This is a genomic window from Rhodanobacter glycinis, from assembly GCF_006438785.1.
Lineage (GTDB): Bacteria > Pseudomonadota > Gammaproteobacteria > Xanthomonadales > Rhodanobacteraceae > Rhodanobacter > Rhodanobacter glycinis_A.
This window is the reverse complement of record NZ_RCZB01000001.1, coordinates 1,410,000-1,430,481: the sequence shown is the minus strand read 5'-3', so window position 1 is coordinate 1,430,481 and position 20,482 is coordinate 1,410,000. Positions and strand designations below refer to the sequence as shown.

Sequence of the window (20,482 nt, the reverse complement as noted above, 5' to 3'; positions counted from 1 at the left end):
CTCTTATGACCACCAAACCCAACGCACTCATCTGGCTATGGCTGTCCGCCCTCGTCATCGCGCTCGACCAGCTCAGCAAGTGGTGGGCGGTGCAGACGCTGCAGCCGATGGGCGTGCCGCATGCGGTGATTCCCGGCTTCCTCAACTGGACGCTGGCATTCAACAGCGGCGCGGCCTTCAGCTTTCTGGCCGATGGCGCCGGCTGGCAACGCTGGTTCTTCGTGGTGCTGGCACTGGCGATCAGTGCGGTGCTGGCGGTGTGGCTGGCGCGCACACCGCGGCGCGACTGGCGCACCGGCATGCCGCTGGGGTTGATCGTGGGGGGCGCCATTGGCAACCTGGTCGATCGCCTGCATGCAGCCCAGGTCACCGACTTCATCCATGTGTATTTCCGTCAGTGGAACTATCCAGTCTTCAATGTTGCCGATTGCGGCATCAGCGTCGGTGCGGTGCTGCTGATCGTGTTCGGCCTGTTCGCCGGCAAGTCTGCGGACAGCGTGCGATAATCAGCCGGGTCCCCGGCTCTTGTGGGAGCGGCTTCAGCCGCGATATCCCGCAACCGGAGCCTGATCGCGGCTGAAGCCGTTCCCAATGGATTCAACCACCGAGACTCCATGGATATCCTGCTCGCCAATCCCCGTGGCTTCTGCGCCGGCGTCGATCGCGCCATCGCGATCGTCGAGCGCGCGCTGGAGTCGTACGGCGCTCCGATCTATGTGCGCCACGAGGTGGTGCACAACCGTTATGTGGTGGACAAGCTGCGCGCCGATGGCGCGGTGTTCGTCGAAGAATTGAACGAAGTGCCTGACGGCGCCACGGTGATCTTCAGTGCGCACGGCGTGTCGCAGGCAGTGCGCGAGGAGGCCGAGCAGCGTCACCTCAAGGTGTTCGATGCCACTTGCCCGCTGGTCACCAAGGTGCATATGGAGGTCGCGCGACTTGGCCGCATCGGTCGCAGCGTGGTGCTGATCGGTCACGCCGGCCACCCGGAAGTCGAAGGCACGATGGGCCAGTGGAATCCGGCCAACGCCGGCGAGATCCTGCTGGTCGAATCGCTGGAATGCGTAAGCAGGCTCGCCCCGAAATTTCCGCACCTGTTGTCCTATGTCACCCAGACCACGCTGTCGGTGGACGACACCAAGGCGATCATCGAGGCATTGCGTGCGAAGTTTTCCGACGTCGAAGGTCCGCGCAAGGACGATATCTGCTACGCCACCCAGAACCGCCAGGATGCCGTGCGCCGCCTCGCCGACGCGGTGGACCTGATGCTGGTGGTCGGCTCGGTCAACAGTTCCAACTCCAACCGCCTGCGCGAGCTGGCGCAGAAGCAGGGTGTGCGCTCATTCCTGATCGATGGCGCCGAACATATCGAACGCAGTTGGCTCGACGGCGTCTCCCGCATCGGCCTCACCGCGGGTGCTTCCGCCCCGGAGAAACTGGTGCGTGACGTGATCGCACGCCTGCAGTCCTGGGGTGCGGGCGATGTGCGCGAACTTGACGGCGAGCCGGAGAACATCACGTTCGCCCTACCCAAGGAACTGCGCATCGTCGGCGGCAGCTCCGCCAGCCTCTAGGCTGCGCGCTTGCGCCATAGCGCCCCGCACCGTAAAATCTGCGGCTCTTTGCCGGAATAGCTCAGTTGGTAGAGCGGCGCATTCGTAATGCGTAGGTCGTAGGTTCGATTCCTATTTCCGGCACCAGAACTTCAAAGGCCCGCCAACGCGGGCCTTTGCTTTTTTGGATCCCGGGCCGTGCAATGTTTCGTCGTGCGCCCGCAAGACACTGTCGCCCCGATTGAATTTGCGCCCGGGCGTGACCGCGATCATGTTTCCTGTGCCGTTGTTGGCCGCTTGTCGGGCAATTCCTACCGCTTGTCGGCTGGGGGCTGGTCAGGGATAGCCCTCTCAGTACAGTGCATGCAGGGGTATCAGGGAGAATTCCATGCAAGTCTTGTCGCGTCAGCGGGGTGTCTCGCTGATAGAAGTGATGATGTCCGTGTTGATCTTCAGCATCGGATTGATTGGCCTGGCCGGTCTCATGGTCATGTCCACGCGTTCCAATCATTCCGCCTATCTGCGTACCCAGGTGACGTTTCTGGCCAACAACATGGCTGACCGCATGAGCGCCAACCCGCGGGGTGTCTGGGTAGGCAGCTATAACAGCAGTGCCTATCCCGTTGCGGCTGCCACGGTCGGATGTGGTGCGGGCTCGCCCTGCAATTCCGCCAACCTGGCGATTCACGATCAGCAGCTGTGGAGCAGCCAGTTGAGGACGTTCCTGCCTAACCCAAGCGCCAGCATCGACTGCACCGGCACCAGCGATGTCGGTTACGACCCCACCGCACAGCTCGATCTGCGACCGCCATATGGCGGCTTGTGCACGATGAAGATCAGCTGGAGCGAGCAGAACAATGGCAGCATTGAAGATCAGACGAGCAAGCCCTCGATCGCACAACATTTTGACTGGGAGTTCCAGCCGTGATGGTCTTCAAGTTCCCGGGACGGCAGCACGGCCTCACCCTGATCGAATTGATGGTAGCGATGGTGCTGGGTCTGCTGGTGGCCGCCGGCATCGTCACCGTATTCGCTTCCACCTCCAGCAGCAGCAAAGCGCAGAATCAGCTGGCACGGTTGCAGGAAGAAGGGCGTTTTGCGATCACCCGCATCAGTGATGACCTTCACATGGCCAACGGCCAGTACTGCACCAATACCGGTGGCGTTGCCAAGCCGGCAACGGGTGGCACCTACCTTGACCAGCTGCGGTCGCCCAAGGTGTATGCCAAGGATCTTTCCGGCGCGGCCGGTGCGGTGAGCGGCGCCCTGGCAGACGTGACCACGGTATGGGGGGCCGCCAGCGGGTCGGGCGGCACTTATCCCGTCAAGCCGACGGCGTCGTATACCATGCCGTCCTTTTTGTTCATGCGCGGCTACGAATGCGGGCTTACCACCTGCACACCGGTCAATCCCACCACGGCGGGGTTGCCGGCCATGGGCACGGGCAACGGCAACCGGGTCAAGGGTGCCGATGTCATCACGGTGCGTTACGTCAAGCCGGGCAGTGGCTGGGCGATTGGCGGCACGGGCAGCTCGATAGCGGTCAGCTCCAGCGCAGGCACCATCAACACGATCCAGCTGGTGCAAGGTACCGGTGAGCCGCCGGTAACCAATTTCGTGGCGACGGATCTGGCGATGCTGGCTGATTGCTCGAATGCGCAAATCTTCGCTGTCAGCAATGTTTCCTCCGGTGCCCTGTTGACCGTGCCGGGGGCAGCGAACTGGACCGACAGCAATCCCGCCGCGCAGCAGCCGGAATCCGCGCCGAAGCTGTTCAATGTCAATCGCGATTTCCAGACGGTCACGTATTACCTGAAGGTGGTCAGCGTCAATAACGACGGCAACGCGCCGTTCACTGGTGCTCTGATGCGCCGCGTCAATGGTGCCAGCGCGGCCCGGGGCGGAAGCGAGGATGAACTCCTGCGCGGCATCGAGCGGCTCGATTTTCGCTACGGCGTCCAGGATTCCGCCGGCAACACCAGCTTTCTCGATGCCAACGACGTCGACGCGTCCACCGATTGTCCCCCGGCGGAAATCAACGCACTGACTCCATCGACCGGCTGTCTGTGGCGGGGCATCAAGAGCATCGAGGTCAGCGTCCTGATGGACGGTCAGGTGCCGCTCTACACGCTCGGCAGCAACGATCTGAATTACAGCTACAGCGCCGATACCAATACGGGACTGTTGCCACCCAGCGGTCATGCCACCAGGCCCAGTGATCAAGGTTTCCCCGATCAATTGCTGCGACGCGAGTTCACCACGCTGGTGGCGATACGTAACTACAACCCGTGATGCAGCCGCTGGCTATCCGTTGCAGCCGTTGAGAGAGTCCATGGAGTCGAGCATGTCGATGTCGAACAAGTTGCCTTCCATCCAACGACCCGTCCACGCACAGCGCGGTGCGGTGCTGGTGGTGGCGTTGATTTTCCTGATGTTGCTGACCATCCTCGCGATCAGCGCGTCCGGCCGCTCGTTGCTGCAGGAGCGTATGGCCGGTGGTCTGCACAACGCACAGCAGGCCGAGATGAATGCCCAGACGGCGTTGCGCGGCGCCGAGTGGAAATTGTGGACCAGCACCAGCAACGTCGGCTCGCATCTCAACTGTGGCAGCGGCATCTTCACCGATTGCTACATCTTCGATCCGGCCAGCCCGATCACCAACGTTGTCAACTTCCGCACCAAGCCCGGCTGGGTCACGCCCGGGGCTACGACTTACATGGGCGTGGCTGGTGCCACCGACTTCACCACGGGCAACGGCAAGTTGGCGAAGAATCCGTTGTACGTGATCGAGGATATGGGCGTCGAACTCCCGCCAGGAATCAGCGGAACGCTGCATGAGTCCGGTGCCACCGGAGCCAGCAACGGCGGCGCGGGGAGCACCAGTCGCCACATCTACCGCATTACGGCACGCGCCAGCGGTGCCAACGAAAATACTGTGCGCGTGCTCGAAAGCACGTTTGCCGCCAAAAGCAATTGAGTCGGAGTATCCAGGCCATGCTTAGTCTTCATTTTCTTGCCAAGCGCATACCGTCAGCCGTGATGGGTGGCCTGCTTACCCTGACGGGTGGCTTGTCCGCACCGGTGCCGGTGCAGACCTCGCTGTCGGTCATGGCGCTGGTTGCCGCCGGCAGCACTTTTGCATCTGCGCCTGCATCCGCGGCCACGGTGGCCACATCCGGCATCGTGGAACTCAGCCCGACGCCGCCGAACGTGACCCAGGCGGTGTCGCCGAACATCGTGGTGACCTTCGACAACTCCGGGTCGATGGCAAGCAACTACATGGGCGATAACCGGCCGTTCGATGGTGGCAGCTGGAGTGGGCCATGGCGTTGCGCCGGTCTGATCGATCCCCGCGTCACCAGCGCCTCCGACATTCTTTCCCGCGCTATGAATGGCGTGTACTACAACCCGAATGTCGTTTATACGCCACCGGTGAAGGCGGATGGAACCCGCTTTCCGCAAGCAGGAACAGAAAGTACCGGGACCTTCGACATGTCGAAAGTCCCGCTGGACAGCATCGGCATCAATCGGCCGTATCTCCCGGTGCCGATCGACACCACGTCTAGCTATCGCAACAACCCAAATGGATCGCAAGATCCCACCGGTCTGACCAATCTTACCGGCACGGTCAAGATTACCTATCCCTCGACGAAGACCTTGTACGCCACGTTCGGCACATCATGCCCATCGAATGCCGACTCGGGTTCCTGCAATACGCACTCATCAGGGACCACCGGAAGCGGTAACCCCAAGACCAATGTCTATTACGTCAAAAGCTTCGACGGTAGTACGGGTAGTGGAATCAGTACTGTCTATTACGGTGCCAACCTGCAAACCAGGAACAGCTCTTCGAGCAGCTACACGACGGTCACTGGTGACAAGACTAGTGCTACCAGTCAGTACATCACCTGGACGGTCACCGTTACGAACACGTCGGGCACGCCCACTTTAAGCAACGACAATCGCTGGAAATGCGGTTACGGCAGCTCACCCATGGATGGCCTGACGGCGGGCCCGGACGGTGCGGTCTACCCTAACGGTGGCCCTTATTACTACCGTTACAAATCGACGGCGCCAACCATCACAGTTGATGCCTACGGCAACCCTGACGCCGCCGGCTTGGGCAATTTGTACACCACCGGCAACTGGGAAGCCGTGTCCGTCCCCAACACTACGGTCACCATCAATGGCCAGTCGGTGAACCAGTGGCAAAACTTCGCCAATTGGTATGCGTACTACCGCACACGCAACCTGATGACGCGGACAGCGTTGTCGCGGGTGTTCGGTTCGCTCGGCGCTGCGACCGATACCGGCGGCTTCGGCAACAGCATCCGTGTCGCATGGCAGGTGTTGAAGAACGACAATTATTTGTTGCCAAGCAACGCCATCATTACGAGCTTGCTGGATGCCAACGGCTGCGATGCCACTGCGACAAACCCGCTGACGACCCAGCAGCAGACGGGCACGGTGACCACGCCGCCGCCTTGCTATCGCAGCGCGTTCTTCAACTGGATATTCCAGGTCTATGGCAGCAACGACACGCCGAATCGCGCAGCCACCATCCGCGCCGGTGAATTCTTCAAGCGCGGCAACGGCAACACGGGCGGTGCCAATTCCGGCGACCTGCACGACCCGTATTGGGATCCACCCAAGGTCAGTGGTGCCGACGGCCTGGAGCTGGTGTGCCGGCAGAATTACCACATGCTGGTGACGGATGGTTACTGGAACGAGAGTTCGAACTACACGGTGAGCGGGCTCCAGCCGGCCAGTACGGCGATCACCCAGTTGCCCGATGGCACGCCGTATTCGGTGACCGCCGCCGAATCACGGGTGTTCTGGGACGTGCAGGGCGCGAGCGAGTACACGCCCTCGTTGGCCGATATCGCATTCAATTACTGGGCCACGAACCTGCGGCCGGATCTTTACCCGTCCAAGGGGATCGTGCCGCCGTATATGCCGGACACGACGACGGGCGTGATTACCAGCGCCACCTCGCCGACGTTGGAGCAATACTTCAACCCGAAGAATGATCCTGCCAACTGGCCGCACCTCGTGCAGTACATGGTGACTCTGGGAGTGCCCGGCAAGCTCACGTATTCAGCCGACGCGGATTGTGTGGATGCGACCAACGATCTGTGCAAGTTGCGCATGGGGCAGGCCAACTCCACGGGCAAGACGGGTTGGACGGCACCCCTGAACAATGATCCGACGGGCATCGACGATACCTGGCATGCAGCCATCAACAGCCGTGGCGACTATTTCAATGCGGCGAACCCGCAGAACCTGGTCGACCAGCTGACCAACATCCTCACCAACATCACCGCCCGCAACGTGCCCGCCACGACCAGCGCACTCAATACCAGCGTGCTGGTGCAGGGTGCATTGGGTTTCTCGGCGGGCTATAGCTCAGGTGACTGGAGTGGCGTCTTCAAGGCGCTTACCGCCAACGCGGACGGCTCGGTGTCGCTGACGCCGGCGTGGGATGCGGCTGCGGATCTTACTGATCGGACCATCACCGACCCGACCCTGCTTACGGGGGTGAAGTCGCGCCAGATTCTCACCGCCACGGAAAAGGCGGACGGCAGTTTCAATGCGGGCATAGCATTTAGGACATGCACCGATCTGGACAATCTCACCGCCAGCACGGGCAGCGCCTATCTGAGCGCGCAGACGTTGTTGAGCGGTTCTCTGACCTGTGCTGGCGGTACCGATAACGGCCAGGCCCGCCTGGATTATCTGCGCGGCGTGCGCGGGCTGGAAGGCAGTACGTATCGTTCACGCACCAATCTGCTTGGCGCGATCATCAATTCGCAGGCGGTGTTTGTAAGTGCGCCGTCCAGCGGCTATCGCAACACATGGCCGACTGGTTCGCCCGAGGCATTGGCCATGGCGGGGGATTCGACAACCTGTGCCACGACCACGCCGACCACGTGCCATAGCTACGAAAGCTTCGTCAAGGACAATTTGGACCGTCTTCCGGTCGTTTATGTGGGCGCCAACGACGGCATGCTGCATGCGTTCAACGCCAAGGAAGTCATGAATACGGCCACGCCGCCACAGGCGGTACCGGATGCCAACGCGGGCAGGGAGGTGTTCGCATACGTGCCGCGCACGGTGTATCCCAACCTCGCCAACCTGACCGCGAAGAGCAATTTCAAGTTCGCACCGACGGTGGACGCTACCCCGGTGACGCGCGACGTGTTTTTTGGTGGTGCCTGGCACACCATATTGGTCGGCGGTTTACGTTTAGGCGGTCGCGGTGTGTATGCGCTGGATATCACCGACCCGAGCCAGGTCACCGAGGCCAACGCCAGCAGCAAGGTGCTGTGGGAGTTCAGTTCCGATACCAAGCCCAGCACGGAAGGCAACCCGGCCAACCTCGGCTATACCTACGGCCAACCGAATATCGGGCGCCTCAAGAATGGCAAGTGGGTGGTGCTGGTGCCGGGTGGCTATTTCCCCGATTGCAGCAAGTCGGACAAACCCGTTAATTGCACCACTCTGGCGGCTGCGTCCAACGGCTACAGTTCGCTGTTCATCCTGGACGCCGAGACCGGCGCCATGATCAAGGAACTGAAGACCCTCACCACGATCACTGGCGTGACCAGCGGCGGCTTGTCCTCCGTCGTGCTGGGTGACTACAACAACGACCAGGTGGATGACGTGGCATTCGCCGGTGATCTCAACGGCAATCTGTGGCGCTTCGATCTCACTGATGCCGATCCTGCCAACTGGCAGTCGCATGTGACGCTGGCCTACCAACCGGTCACCCAGGGAGCGCAGCCGATCACCGTGATGCCGCGACTGTTCCCCGATCCGGCGACCAACCGCTTCATCGTGGTGTTCGGCACCGGCAAATATATTGGCGCCGCCGACAACACCAGCAACAGCGCGTCCACACAGTCGATCTACGGTATCCGCGACAAGCTCGATAGCAGCAGCGGTACACCCATCACGGCCGTGCACGCCGATCTGCAGCAGCAGACGTTGTATCAGGCAACCTCTGCCAATGGCGTCAATACGGTGCGCGGCCTGACTGACAACGCACTCGCCGTGACCCAGAATGGTTGGTATATCGATCTGAACCTCACCAGTTCACCGGGCGAGCGGGTGGTGGTGACAGCCGGTGCGTTGTTCGACACCAACCGCGCGATCGTCACCACCTTGATCCCGGGCAGCCAGGATCCCTGCACTGCCACCATCGCCGGCGCGCTGATGGTATTGAATGCTGCAACTGGTGGTTCGGGTGGAGGCCTTTCCGGTCCGCCGGCGCCCACCACATGGGGTACGGCGGTCACTGGTGTCAGCGTGGTCGGCGGTCTGGTCAACAATCCGCCAACCGGTGGCTCGGTACCGGTGGCCACGGTGATCGGTGGCGGCAAACTCCTGATTCCAGGCCTGCAACTGCAAGGTGGCGGCAACCTGAACATCGACGATGCCATCTGGCGTCGGCGCGCGTGGCGGGAATTGAACAATGACCAGTAATGCCGGCAGAGGGATACAGGCTATGGCACGTGTACGCGGTTTCACCTTGCTCGAACTGATGATCGTGGTGGTGATCATTGCGATACTCGCGGCTATCGCGATACCCACGTACAGCCGTTACGCGATTCGCGCACATCGGGTGGACGGGCAGGAGTGGTTGTTGCGCATTGCCAATGCGCAGGAGCGGTTCTACGCGACCAATAATCACTATGGTGCATTGACCGAGCTGGGCTACACCAATCCGTTGTCCGAGAAGGGTTATTACAGCGTCAGCATGGATCCCGCCGCGGCCAGCACCACGCAGGTGTTCACCGCAACGGCAGCACCGGTCGGGGGGCAGGCCAAGGACGATTGCCAGAGCCTCACGATCAACAATGCGGGCGTGAAGGCTTCCTTCGGCACCACCACCAACGGCAGCTGCTGGTGAACGCGATGACTCCTATGCCTAGCCACCAACGCGGTTTCAGCCTGCTCGAGCTGATGATCACGCTGGCCGTGGCGGCGATCCTGCTGGTGATCGCCGTGCCAAGCTTTCGTGATCTGATGCATCGAAGCCAGGTCAGTTCGGCCAGCAACGAACTGCTGGCAAGCCTGTCATATGCCCGCGCCGAGGCGATCAACCGCGGTCAGTTGGTGTCGATGTGTCCGAGCGCAAACGGTGCTGCAGCATGCGCCGGCGGCACGGCCTTTGACACGGGCTGGATCGTGTATACCTACCCGACGGGCGCGGCGTCTGCCAATGTGGCCTATGCGGCTTCGTCGATCCTGTTGCGTGCCACGACAGTGCGTACCGGCGTATCCGTGCAGTCGAATAATGCCGCGGTCATCACGTTCGGCCAGCAAGGGCAGCTCAGGCCCAGCAGTCCGGCACTGACCTTCGTGACCTGCTACCGCAACGGCAGCAGCGGTACCGGGCAAAGTACCGCGAAGGTTCCTGGGGCGCAGCTCGACGTGAATGGCTCCGGCAGCGTGACCACCAAGTCGTTGGCAGATGGGGATAGCTGCACGCCGTAATCGCCGCGCATGAGTGACGCAGCTTCCCGGCAAGCTCGGCTTGCCGGGAAGTGATCAACGGCAATCTGTCCAGAGGCAATGCGCCCAGTGCCCTCACTCGCTCACTCCGCTCAATCGCGTGCCAGCCGTTCGGCCAGCCCTGAATAGCGGCGGGTGCGCCGCTCGGTTGCGCCGTCAATGATGGCCGGACTGCCAAGCAGGCTGAACCAGTGGCGCGCGCGGGTAATTCCGGTGTACAGCAATTCGCGGGTCAGCACGTTGCTCGGCTCGGCGGGCAACACCAAGGCCGTATGTTCGAACTCGGAGCCCTGCGATTTGTGCACGGTCATCGCGTATACCGTGCTGACTTCGCCCAGGCGCGAGGGCAGCACGTGGCGGATGCGGGTGGTTGCGCCGGCGCCGGTGCTGGCCAGGAATGCCACCGACAGGCGCGGCTTGCCGCTGTCATCGGGCATGCGCAGGCAGATGCCGACGTCACCGTTGGCGAGGCCGAGACCGTAGTCGTTGCGGGTGACCATCACCGGACGTCCCTCGTACCAGCCAAGGCTGGTTTCGATCAGCCCCCGCGCGTGCAGCGCTTCGGCGATCAGCTGGTTGAGCCCTTCCACACCGTAGGGGCCGTGCCGCAAGGCGCAAAGCAACTGGAAGCGGTTGAACGCCTGCAGCACATCACGTGCCCAGTGATCGTGCGCGCTGGCATCCGCATCGGGTGCAGGACGATCGCACTGGAGCAGTTCCAGATAGTGGCGATAGCCCCGAGGTGCCGCAGCATTGCCAGGGTCGAGGAAATGTTCGTGGTTGCCATCGATGGCCATGCAGGCCAGCTGGGCGTGAGTGGCTGACGACGCCCATGCAAGATCGATTGAAGGCACGCCGAGCAACTCGCGTACCGCGCGAGTGTCCCCGCGGTTTACTGCGCGGGCGAGTTGACCGATGCCGCTGGCGTCGCCGAAACGGTGGCTGTGGCGCAACAGGGCCAGCTGCTGATCCAGCGGCTGTGCATCATCACGCATGAACGAGCGGATGTCGTCGCCGGTGGTCGCGCGCAACCAGTGAGCGGTGGCGTCGTCGTAATGGCCATCGTCGGCGCGGCGGCAAAGGTCGCCCAGCACGGCGCCGGCCTCCACTGAGGAAAGCTGATCCTTGTCACCGATCAGGATCAGTCGCGCTGCCGCAGGCAATGCGGCGAGCACGGCAGACATCATTTCCAGATCGATCATCGATGCTTCGTCGATGACCAGCACATCCAGATGCAGTGGATTGGCGCGGTCGTGGTGGAAGCGGCGCGTATCCGGTCGCGCACCGAGCAGGCGATGCAGAGTGTCGACCTCGGCGGGTATCGCGGCACGCACGATGTCGTCCACGTCCAGCTGGGCCAGTTGCGCGGCGATGGAGGCGTTCAATCGGGCGGCGGCCTTGCCGGTAGGTGCGGCAAGACGGATGCGCAGCGGCCGCGTGTGTTCGCGCAGATGCAGGGTCTGCAGCAGGCCAAGCAGACGCACCACCGTCGTGGTCTTGCCGGTGCCGGGACCGCCGGTGATGACGGTGAATGCACCGCGTGCCGCCAGTGCGCAGGCAATCTTTGGCCAGTTGGGCGCCGAATATGTGGGAGCGGCTTCAGTCGCGATGCTCTCCGGTCGGTTGGCAGCGAAAGCATCGCGACTGAAGTCGCTCCCGCCGGTGCCGGGGAACAATCGCGCCAATTCGTCAGGGAGTTGAGCGGGCACCTCCTGTGATCGGCTCAGCCGTTCGCGGATCGCCGTTGCCACCAGGCATTCGTGATCCCAGTAACGGCGCAGGTACAGCCGCGAGCCATCCAGCACCAGTGGCGCGGTGGCGGGGCGGCCGTCGCGACCGTCGGCGACTAATGGCGAATTCATCAGTGCGACTCGCTGATCGTCGAGACTGCGCAACCGGTTGCGCCAGCTCGATGGCCAATCCTGTTCATCGGCCTGTTCGGCGAGCGCATCAAGATCGAGGCACAGATGGCCGTCGGCCAGCTGGCGACTGAGCAGTGCGGTCAACCACAGCAGCGACGGCGAAGCATTGCTGTCGCGTTCGGCCATGAAGTGTGCCAGTGCAGCATCCAGCGGGCGCAGCCGATGCTGCTCGATGTCCAGGTCGAACATGCGCTCATGCGGCATCGTGCAACCCTCCGTGGCTGAACAGCTGATCCATCGCTTCGATAAGCGCGAACGGCAGGTGCTCGCGATGCACGCCATGTCCGGCATCGTCGACGCCGCGCAGGTACAGGTAAAGCACGCCACCGATGTGCCGCGCATAGTCATAGCCGGGCAGGCGCGCATGCAGTTGTCGGTGCAGCGCCAGCGTGTAGATCGCGTATTGCAGGTCGTAGCGGCTGTGCAGCACCGAGTCGCACATGGCTTCCACGGTATAGGCCGCGTTGTCGCTGCCGAGCCAGTTGGATTTGTAGTCGACGATGTAATAGCGGCCGTCGTGTTCGAGCACGAGATCGATGAATCCCTTGAGCATGCCGTTGAGGCGGTCGGGCAACAGCGGTGGGCGCGGTGCCCCGTTCAATGTGTGGCTGGTGACCAGGTGATCCAGCGCGCGGGTGTCGACCCGATGGGCCTCGAACCAGAATTCCAGCTCGGCGCGGACGGCTTCGGTATCGGTCAGTGCGGCCAGCGAAAGCGCGCCTCCATCGGGCAGCGGCAGCGCCGCGCCAAGGAAAGCCGGCAGCCATGTCGTCAGCGCTTCGCTCCAGGCCTGCCAGCCGTGACGCTGGCAACGATGGGCGATCAGTTCCCTCAGCGTGGATGGCGCGCCGGCAGTGCTGGCGAAGCCTTCATCGGCAGCCCACTCCAGCAGGCCATGCAGGAAGGTGCCGGGTTCGGCACCACGCGGGAAGGTGTGGATGCTGGGCGTGGCATCCGGCTTGATCGGCATGCGTGGCTCGACCCGTTCGGCGCTCACCTCAGCCAGCACATCCTGCTGTGCGGTTTCCGGCGCGGTTTGCCGCGGTGCGTGTTCGGTTTCGGCAACTTTGAGGGCACTGTAGCTGGCGATCCACCATGGCTCGACTGGCTGGCCGCGGTACTCGCGAGCGGACTGGTTCGGCGCGAGCTGGCTGGCGGGCTGATGGCGTGACGTATCCACGACAGCAGGCAAGGTATCGATATGGATGTCTGGATGTCCATTTCGAAGCTCTTCCAGTCGCGTGCGTAGCGCATCCTCGTCGATCGGTTCGCCGCCGGCGAGCACGTAGCCGAACGCGGACTTGTGCAGGCCGGAAGATTTCCGTTGACCGTCCTTGAGGTTGGCAATGCCCAGCCAGCAGGCGTGGCGGGCGCGGGTCAGCGCCACGTACAACAGGCGCAGATCCTCCTGCAGGCGCTCCCGTTCGGCCTGCTCCAGCGCGAACGCGGAGGGTTGCAGATCCAGTGCAGGGCGGTCATCGCGATCGTGCCAGACAAAACTGTCGCTGGACTTCACCTCGCGCAGGCTGCATGCGAACGGCAGCAGCACCAGTGGGTATTCCAGGCCTTTCGACTTGTGGATGGTGACCACCTTGATCAGTGCCGCCTCGCTTTCCAGCCGCACGATCTGCTCGTCGGCGGTGTCGGCCTGGGCATCATCGGCCTGGGCGATCTGGGTGGCGAGATGGCGGATCAGCGCGTGTTCGCCGTCCAGCGTGGCGGCGGCCTGCTGCAGCAGTTCGGCCAGGTGCAGCAGGTTGGTCAACGCACGCTCGCCATCGCTGCGCGCCAGCAGTTGCGCCGGCAAATCGAACAAGTGCAGCAGGTCGTGCAGCATGGCCAGCACGCCATGTCGCAGCCAGCTGTCGTGCAACTGCCGAAAGCGCTCGCTGCTGCGCTCCCAGTGCCGCTCGTCGAGGTTGAGCCGATCGAGTTCGGCATAGCTCTGGCCCAGGGTAGGGCTGGCCAGCGCGGCGCGCATGGCGCGATCGGAGCCGGGCTCGGCGCAGGCGTGCAGCCACAGCAGCAGGTCGCGCGCCTCGGCCGAGGCATACACCGAGTCGCGATCGGACAGGTACACGCTGGCCAGCCCGCGCGCCTGCAATGCGCGGCGCATGTCCGCTGCTTCGGCCCCCTTGCGGACCAGGATCGCGATGTCACCGGCGACCAGTGGAGTGAATATCCCATCCTCGGTGGCGAAGCCGCAGTGCCCTCGCAGGGCTGCATCGAGCCATAGCACCAGCGTGGCCGCGGCGTGTTCGGCCATCAGTTTCTGATAGGCGCCCTTGCTCATCAGTTCGGCATGGGGGGGCACCGCCAATTGCAGGGCAGGCATGGGCTGGCCGTGCAGCAGCAACTGCTCCTTGCGGCCCTGTGCGGTGACCGGCAGGAACGGCAGCCCCTGTTCGCCCTTGCCGAACAGGAACGCGCCTTGCGGATGCCGCTCGGCAAAGTCGAATACGCGATTGACCGCCTTCACCATCGAGCCGGTTGATCGGTAGTTGGTAGCCAGCGTCCAGGTCGGCTTGGCAGCGCTGCTGCGCGCCTGCAGATAGGTATGGATGTCCGCACCGCGAAAGCCGTAGATCGCCTGCTTGGGGTCGCCGATCAGCAGCAGGCCGGTGTCGGCCTGGCGGCCGTAGATGCGCTGGAAGATGCGCCACTGCAGCGGGTCGGTGTCCTGGAACTCGTCGATCAGCGCGACCGGATACTGGGTGGCGATGGTTTGCACCAGCCGTTCGCCGCTGTTGCCGTGCAGCGCGGTGTCGAGCCGCTTGAGCATATCGTCGAAGCCGAGCTGGGCGAGGCGTTGCTTGGTGGCTTCCAGGCGTGCGCTGACCCGCGGCACGGCGTGGGCGAGAATCAGCGCGCGCAGGTCGCCAAGCAGCGCGGCAGGTGCAGGCAGCTCACCGATGGCGGCAAACGCGGCGTGTTCGGGTGGGCTGAATTTTGACTTGGTGGCGCTGACGAGCTTGGCCTGCGCGTAGCGCGCCAGCACAGCCGTATCCACCTCGGCACCGGTGGCCCAGCCGCGCATCGCGAGCAGGTCGCCGGCGAAGTTTTCCGGCTTCATCATGTTGGCCTTGAAGGCGCCAGCCTGCATCGTTTTATCCAACAGCGCTTCGATCGCCTCGGCATCGGCCAGCCACAGCGCACGCGCCTGTTGCTGCGCTTGCCGCAGCGGCGACAGCTGCGCCTGCATCGCAGCAGCGAGATCGGCGACAACGGGCAGCGGATGGCCGTCCAGACGCAGGTTTTCCGCAGGCTGACGCAGCAGCGGGCGTAGCGATGCCTGCAGGTGCTGCGGGGTTTTCCACAGCGAGGTGATCTGCGCGGCATCCGCACTGTCGAGCGCAAAGAACTGCTGGCGCCAGTAGTCGCGCACGGCTTCGGCGAGCAGTTCGCTTTCGTCGCTGGTGGCGGTCTGCACGAAGGCGTGGCCGCTGTCGAAAGCATGCTGGCTGAGCATGCGCTGGCACCAGCCGTGGATGGTGTGCACCGCGGCCTCGTCCATCCATTGCGCAGCCAGCTCCAGCTGGCGCGCGGCGCGGGCGCGGGCATCGGCGTCGGGATATTCGGCGACCAGCGCAGTGAGGAAATCGTCTGCCGCGCCGCGTCCGCGAAATGCCTCGGCGGCCTCGCTCAATCGCGTGCGGATGCGTTCGCGCAGCTCGGCGGTGGCGGCCTTGGTGAAGGTGACCACCAGGATCTGGGGCGGCAGCAGCGCAGCGGCGTGTTCGCCGTGACCGAGTACCAGCCGCAGGTACAGTGCGGCGATGGTCCAGGTCTTGCCGGTGCCGGCGCTGGCCTCGATCAGCTGGATGCCGTGCAGCGGCAGCTGCAGCGGATCGAGTGGGGCGATGCGGCTCATGCGCCGACCTCCGTCGGCAGCACGGCGTCGGCCAGTGCCTGATACAGAGGCAGCCAGTGTTCGAAACCGCCGGCGTGCAACGCGCTGAAATCGGGCCACGCGCGGGCGAGGCAGGCATCCTCATCGCGCTCGCCCGGTATCGGCACGAAACTGTTGCCTTCGTAGCTGAGTGTGGCGGCGGCAACCGGGTTGCGCTCGACCGAGCGCAGCCACGCATAGGCGGTCTTGCGTGCGATCGGCAACGGTGCCTGCATGCCCGCCTGCAACGCCGCCAGCAGCCGATCGAGCCGCTCGGCGGCGTCTTCGCGCGACAGCGCACGCAGCACCGGCTGCGCATCCGCGCTGATCACGCGGGTCTGCATGGCCAGGCCATTGGCATTGGCCAGCAGGTGGATGATCCACGCCGGGATCAGCTTTTCATGGCGCAGCGCGCCGTCCTTCGTCAGCAGCGCGCCGTTGAGCAGTTCCAGCCGGCCATGGCGGCCGGCATCGTCGTGGCGCAGGTCGGTCAGCCAGTCCTCGATCAGCAGGCCTGCGCCGGCATGACGCAGCTCATGCTGTGCGTCGGTCAGCGGCCAGTGTCGGCAGGCCTCATGCCAGCTCGCGGCGAGCGCGCTGATCTGCTCGGTGATCTGCATCTGCACCAGGGCGCCGAAACCGGCCGGCGGCAAGCGGCCTTCGTCGTGCAGGCGCCGGGTGGCGCCGGCGATGCTGCGATCGACGTCGACCACGGCCGGATCGATCGCGGCATGCAGCACCGACTGGCTGGCGCCGTAACGCTGCAGGCCGTCGAGCGCAAACGGCTCGTCGTCGATGGCGTCGTCGCCGGCCTGGCTGAAATACACCTTCAGCCGCTGGTTGAAGAAATACGCCACCGGCTTGCTCAGGAAGCGTTGCAGCTGGCCGATGCCCAGCGCGGTATCGGGCTGCCATGGCGCGAGTGTGGCCGGCGCGGGTGAGGCGGTTGCGCCACGATGAACCTGCTGCCATTCGCGTGCATAGGTGAATACATGCGGCTCGTCGCCCGCGCTGAAATAGCGCCGGCTGAACGGTTGCAGCGGGTACTCGGTGGTGAGCGCGCCGAGCAGACGTGTGCCCGACTGGCCGTCATCCAGCGTGTCGCCCTCCCGATGCCAGCCGGCGGCCAGGTAATCGCGCAGCTGGCCGACCAGCACCGATGGCGGCAACACGCTGTTGTCGCGCGCACTGCGGCCGACCCAGCTCACGTGCAGCGCATCGCGGGCGGACAGCAGGGCTTCCAGAAAGAGATAGCGATCGTCCTCGCGCCGCGAGCGATCGCCGGGACGGCTGTGCCCGGGTTGCGCCATCAGATCGAAGTCGACCGGCGTCTGCTGTCGCGGGTAAGCGCCGTCGTCCATGCCGAGCAGGCAGACCACGCGAAAGGGAATGGCGCGCATCGGCATCAGCGTGCCGAAACTTACCGCGCCGCCCATGAATCGCTGCGACAGCCGGCTCTCGTCGATCGCCTGCAGCCAGTGCTCGCGCACGATGGTGAGCGGGATGGCATCGGCAAAGCCGGCCTCGGTACAGGCCTGTTGCCATTCGTCCAGCGCATCGTCGAGGCGGCCCAGCCGCAGCGCGTCCTGGTCGTCGCTGCGGTCGAAGAAATCGGTCAGCAGGGCGTGCAGGCGCGTGCTCCACCCGGTCGGTGTGGCTGGCGTGCGGAACTCTTGCCAGCAGTGTTCCAGCCGGTCCAGCAGCAGGCTCAACGGGCCGAGCAGAACGGCGTCGAGGCCACCGACTTCGGCGTACGGCGCGATGCCGTCCAGCGACTCGCCGTCACCGACGGCATAGCCGAGCAACATGCGGCGCAGGCCGAAACGCCAGCTGTTCTGCTCCAGCGCCGGCAGTTGCAGGCTGCGCTTCTGTTCGCCATCCAGCCCCCAGCGGATGCCGGTGTCCTCGATCCAGCGTCGCAGCGTGGGCAGGCCCGATTCGTCGAAACCGAAGCGCGCGCGCAGCGCAGGCACGTCGAGCAGATCCAGTATTTCGCTCACGGTGAAGCGCGATTCGGGCAGCGCCAGCAGATGCTCCAGCGCCACGATCAATGGCTCGCTGCCGCGCGCGGATTGATCGGCCACGCTGCAGGGCAGATGACGCGGGTCGCTGGCAGGCAGCCGCCCGAACACCGCCTGCACGTGCGGTGCGTAGGTCTGGATATCCGGCACCATCACCATCACGTCGCGCGGCACCAGCGGCTTGCCGTCGCGCGCGGCGCGCTCGAACATCGCCAGCAGCTGGTCGTGCAGCACCTCCACTTCGCGCTGCGGGCTGTGCGCGATGTGGAAGCGCAGCGAGGCATCGCCCTCGTGCCACGGCCTGCGCTGCGCAGCATCGGCCGGCAGCGGTTCAAGATCGAGAATGGCCTGCTGCACTTGCTGCAGCAGGCCATCGCCATCCACGTCCTGGAACAGGTCGATGCCGCGATCGATGGCGGCGAATTGCTGGCGATAGCGATCCGGCTGGTCGCAGGCATCGAGCAGGCGGATGTAGTCGCGGCCCTGCTTGCCCCAGGCGGCGAGCAGCGGATGGGCGTGCAGATGCAAGTCTTCGTAACGCGGCTGGGCGGGCAGGCCTGGCTTGTCGGGCTGCCGGCGCTGGCTGGCCTTGAGCAGTTCGCGTTCCTCGATGATGTCGGCCCAGTAGTGCCGGCACGGGTTGGCCACCACCAGCAACACCTGGCAGAAACGCGCCAGCGCGGTGAGTGCCTCCAGTGTCTGCTGCGGCAGCGAGGACAGGCCGAACACCACGATGCGCCGCGGCAGCGCCGCGGGTCGCACATCGAGCGACTGCACGCGTTCGACGAATGCCTGGTGCACGGCGGCGCGGTGACCATGGTGCTGCGCCAGGCCGACATCCTCCAGCAGCAGGCGCCACAGTCGCGGTTGCCAGCGCTGATCGGTGGCCAGCGGAGTGCGGCGGGCACGCAGTGCATCGTGCAGTTCGTCGCGACCGTGCTCCCAGTCGTCCAGCCAGTCGGCGCGATAGACCTGGTACTGGTCGAACAGGTCGGCGACGCGGGCAGCCAGCTGATGACGCTTCTGCCAGTCCGGATCGTCGCCGAGGAAATCGCGCAGCGGGGTGAAGTCATCCTCCTGCAGGTGTTGCGGGATCAGCCGCAGCAGTCGCCAGACGAGTCGCGACTTGTCGAACGGCGAGGTCGCCGGTACCGCGTCGCGGCCCAGCACCGCGCGATACGCCGCCCACAGGAACCGACCTGGCAGTTGCACGTCGATTGCTGCGCTGATGCCAAGCCCGCCGCTGGCGGGTGCGCGTGCCAGCGCCAGCTTCAGCCACTGCGCAATGCCGTTGCTCTGCACCAGCATCAGCTCGTTTTCCAGCGGCCGCAACGGCGCGCGCGCCAGCCACGCCGTGAGCAGGTCGCGCAGATCCTCCAGCCGGTTGCCGTGCAGCACCATCAGGCCCGGTTCGATCAGGACAGTGCGGTGAGGCGAAAGGGGCGGGGTCACAGCTGGCGGTGCTCGTCGTCGCTCATGCGGGGATTGTCTCCGAGTGTGTGCAGATTGTCGCCGCCAATGTGGCCGGCGGCCGTCTCAGCGTCTGCGCCGCCGGGCCGGAAAGATCCGGAATGTGAATTCACCCGCCTGTCGATCCGGCAGTCGCCCGTTCGTCGCATTGCAGAACACGGGAGTTCGGCGCGTGCATTCACCGAACTTCCGTGCCCGTCAACGCAAACCCACGGGAGAGACGACGATGCGATTCATGGTGATAGTCAAGGCGAACGAGGACTCGGAAGCCGGCGTGATGCCGAGCGAACAACTGCTGACCGAGATGAGCAAGTTCAACGAGGAGCTGGTGAAGGCCGGCATCATGCTGGCGGGCGAGGGCCTGCAGCCCAGCTCGAAGGGCGTGCGGGTGAAATTCTCCGGCCACCAGCGCACGGTGATCGACGGGCCGTTCGCCGAGACGAAGGAGCTGATCGCCGGTTTCTGGTTGTGGCAGGTGAAGTCGCAGCAGGAGGCGATCGAATGGCTCAAGCGCGCGCCGTTCGACGGCGGCACCGAGATCGAGCTGCGCCAGGTGTTCGAGGCGGAGGATTTCGGCGCCGAATTCACCCCCGAATTGCGCGAACAGGAAGAACGGTTGCGCGCGCAGGTGGCCGCCAAATCATGAGTCGGGCATCAGCCTGGCTTGACCGGAAGACCGACGGAGTATTCCCATGCAATTGACCAACTATCTCATCTTCAACGGCCAGGCCGAGGCCGCATTCAAGTTCTACGAGAAATGCCTGCGCGGCAAGATCGCCATGATGATGCGCTTCGGCGAAGGCCCTGGTTGCGAGCAGATGCCGGCGGAAAACCGTGACTGGCTCATGCATGTGCGACTGGAGATCGGCGACCAGGTGCTGATGGCTTCGGATTGTCCGCCTGACCGTCCTTACGACGGCATCAAGGGCTGCTCGGTGTCGATCCAGATTCACGACAAGGCGGAAGGCGAGCGCATCTTCAACGCGCTGAAGGAAAACGGCACGGTGCAGATGCTGTATGAGAAGACCTTCTGGGCCGAGCGCTTCGGCATGCTGGTCGATCAATTCGGCGTGCCGTGGATGGTCAATTGCGAGAAAGACCAGTAAGCCA

General features: G+C 64.1%; 13 protein-coding genes and 1 tRNA gene. 11 read left to right on the top strand and 3 right to left on the bottom strand.

Annotated elements, in window-relative coordinates:
- Window positions 1-5 precede the first annotated feature (5 nt).
- The 9 genes from lspA (at window position 6) to EAH75_RS06805 (ending at window position 10,052) form a co-directional block, all read left to right on the top strand.
- Entirely contained in the window at window positions 6-506 is a 501-nt protein-coding gene (lspA, locus tag EAH75_RS06845; RefSeq protein ID WP_140650189.1) for a signal peptidase II, read from the top strand.
- 108 nt (window positions 507-614) lie between these two features.
- Window positions 615-1,574, top strand: a complete 960-nt coding sequence (ispH, locus tag EAH75_RS06840; protein WP_140650191.1) for a 4-hydroxy-3-methylbut-2-enyl diphosphate reductase — start codon at window positions 615-617, stop codon at window positions 1,572-1,574.
- 50 nt (window positions 1,575-1,624) lie between these two features.
- Window positions 1,625-1,700: transfer RNA gene (locus tag EAH75_RS06835), tRNA-Thr, on the top strand.
- Between the two features lie 241 nt (window positions 1,701-1,941).
- On the top strand, window positions 1,942-2,481 hold the full coding sequence (gene pilV / locus EAH75_RS06830; protein ID WP_140650193.1) for a type IV pilus modification protein PilV: 540 nt from the start codon (window positions 1,942-1,944) through the stop codon (window positions 2,479-2,481).
- Window positions 2,481-3,845, top strand: coding sequence for a PilW family protein (locus tag EAH75_RS06825; RefSeq protein WP_240046176.1), 1,365 nt, complete (start codon window positions 2,481-2,483; stop codon window positions 3,843-3,845). The genes pilV and EAH75_RS06825 overlap by 1 nt, the downstream gene beginning before the upstream one ends.
- A 52-nt stretch (window positions 3,846-3,897) precedes the next feature.
- Window positions 3,898-4,530: a pilus assembly PilX family protein gene (locus EAH75_RS06820; RefSeq protein WP_161596189.1), complete on the top strand. Its 633-nt coding sequence runs from the start codon at window positions 3,898-3,900 to the stop codon at window positions 4,528-4,530.
- Between the two features lie 17 nt (window positions 4,531-4,547).
- On the top strand, window positions 4,548-9,038 hold the full coding sequence (locus EAH75_RS06815; protein WP_140650201.1) for a PilC/PilY family type IV pilus protein: 4,491 nt from the start codon (window positions 4,548-4,550) through the stop codon (window positions 9,036-9,038).
- A 22-nt stretch (window positions 9,039-9,060) separates the two neighbouring features.
- Window positions 9,061-9,465 carry a type IV pilin protein gene (locus EAH75_RS06810; protein ID WP_140804892.1) on the top strand — a complete coding sequence of 135 codons (405 nt, stop codon included), beginning with the start codon at window positions 9,061-9,063 and terminating at the stop codon, window positions 9,463-9,465.
- A gap of 5 nt (window positions 9,466-9,470) precedes the next feature.
- Entirely contained in the window at window positions 9,471-10,052 is a 582-nt protein-coding gene (locus EAH75_RS06805) for a GspH/FimT family pseudopilin (protein ID WP_241668919.1), read from the top strand.
- Between the two features lie 110 nt (window positions 10,053-10,162).
- Here the strand turns inward: EAH75_RS06805 and recD are convergent, their stop codons facing one another.
- The 3 genes from recD to recC are packed head-to-tail and all read right to left on the bottom strand — an operon-like array spanning window position 10,163 to window position 19,354.
- The gene (gene recD / locus EAH75_RS06800) at window positions 10,163-12,196 is read right to left on the bottom strand and encodes an exodeoxyribonuclease V subunit alpha (RefSeq protein ID WP_140804888.1); all 2,034 of its coding nucleotides are present in this window, start codon (window positions 12,194-12,196) and stop codon (window positions 10,163-10,165) included.
- On the bottom strand, window positions 12,186-15,863 hold the full coding sequence (recB, locus tag EAH75_RS06795) for an exodeoxyribonuclease V subunit beta (RefSeq protein WP_140804886.1): 3,678 nt from the start codon (window positions 15,861-15,863) through the stop codon (window positions 12,186-12,188). The genes recD and recB overlap by 11 nt, the downstream gene beginning before the upstream one ends.
- Window positions 15,860-19,354 (bottom strand): exodeoxyribonuclease V subunit gamma, encoded by a 3,495-nt coding sequence (gene recC, locus EAH75_RS06790; protein ID WP_241668904.1) that lies wholly within the window; start codon window positions 19,352-19,354, stop codon window positions 15,860-15,862. The genes recB and recC overlap by 4 nt, the downstream gene beginning before the upstream one ends.
- Before the next feature lie 244 nt (window positions 19,355-19,598).
- Between recC and EAH75_RS06785 the strand changes: the two genes are divergently transcribed.
- Together EAH75_RS06785 and EAH75_RS06780 are read left to right on the top strand one after the other, a co-directional pair.
- Window positions 19,599-20,018, top strand: a complete 420-nt coding sequence (locus tag EAH75_RS06785) for a YciI family protein (RefSeq protein ID WP_140804884.1) — start codon at window positions 19,599-19,601, stop codon at window positions 20,016-20,018.
- A 46-nt stretch (window positions 20,019-20,064) separates the two neighbouring features.
- On the top strand, window positions 20,065-20,478 hold the full coding sequence (locus tag EAH75_RS06780; RefSeq protein WP_140804882.1) for a VOC family protein: 414 nt from the start codon (window positions 20,065-20,067) through the stop codon (window positions 20,476-20,478).
- The last annotated feature ends 4 nt before the right edge of the window (window positions 20,479-20,482 follow it).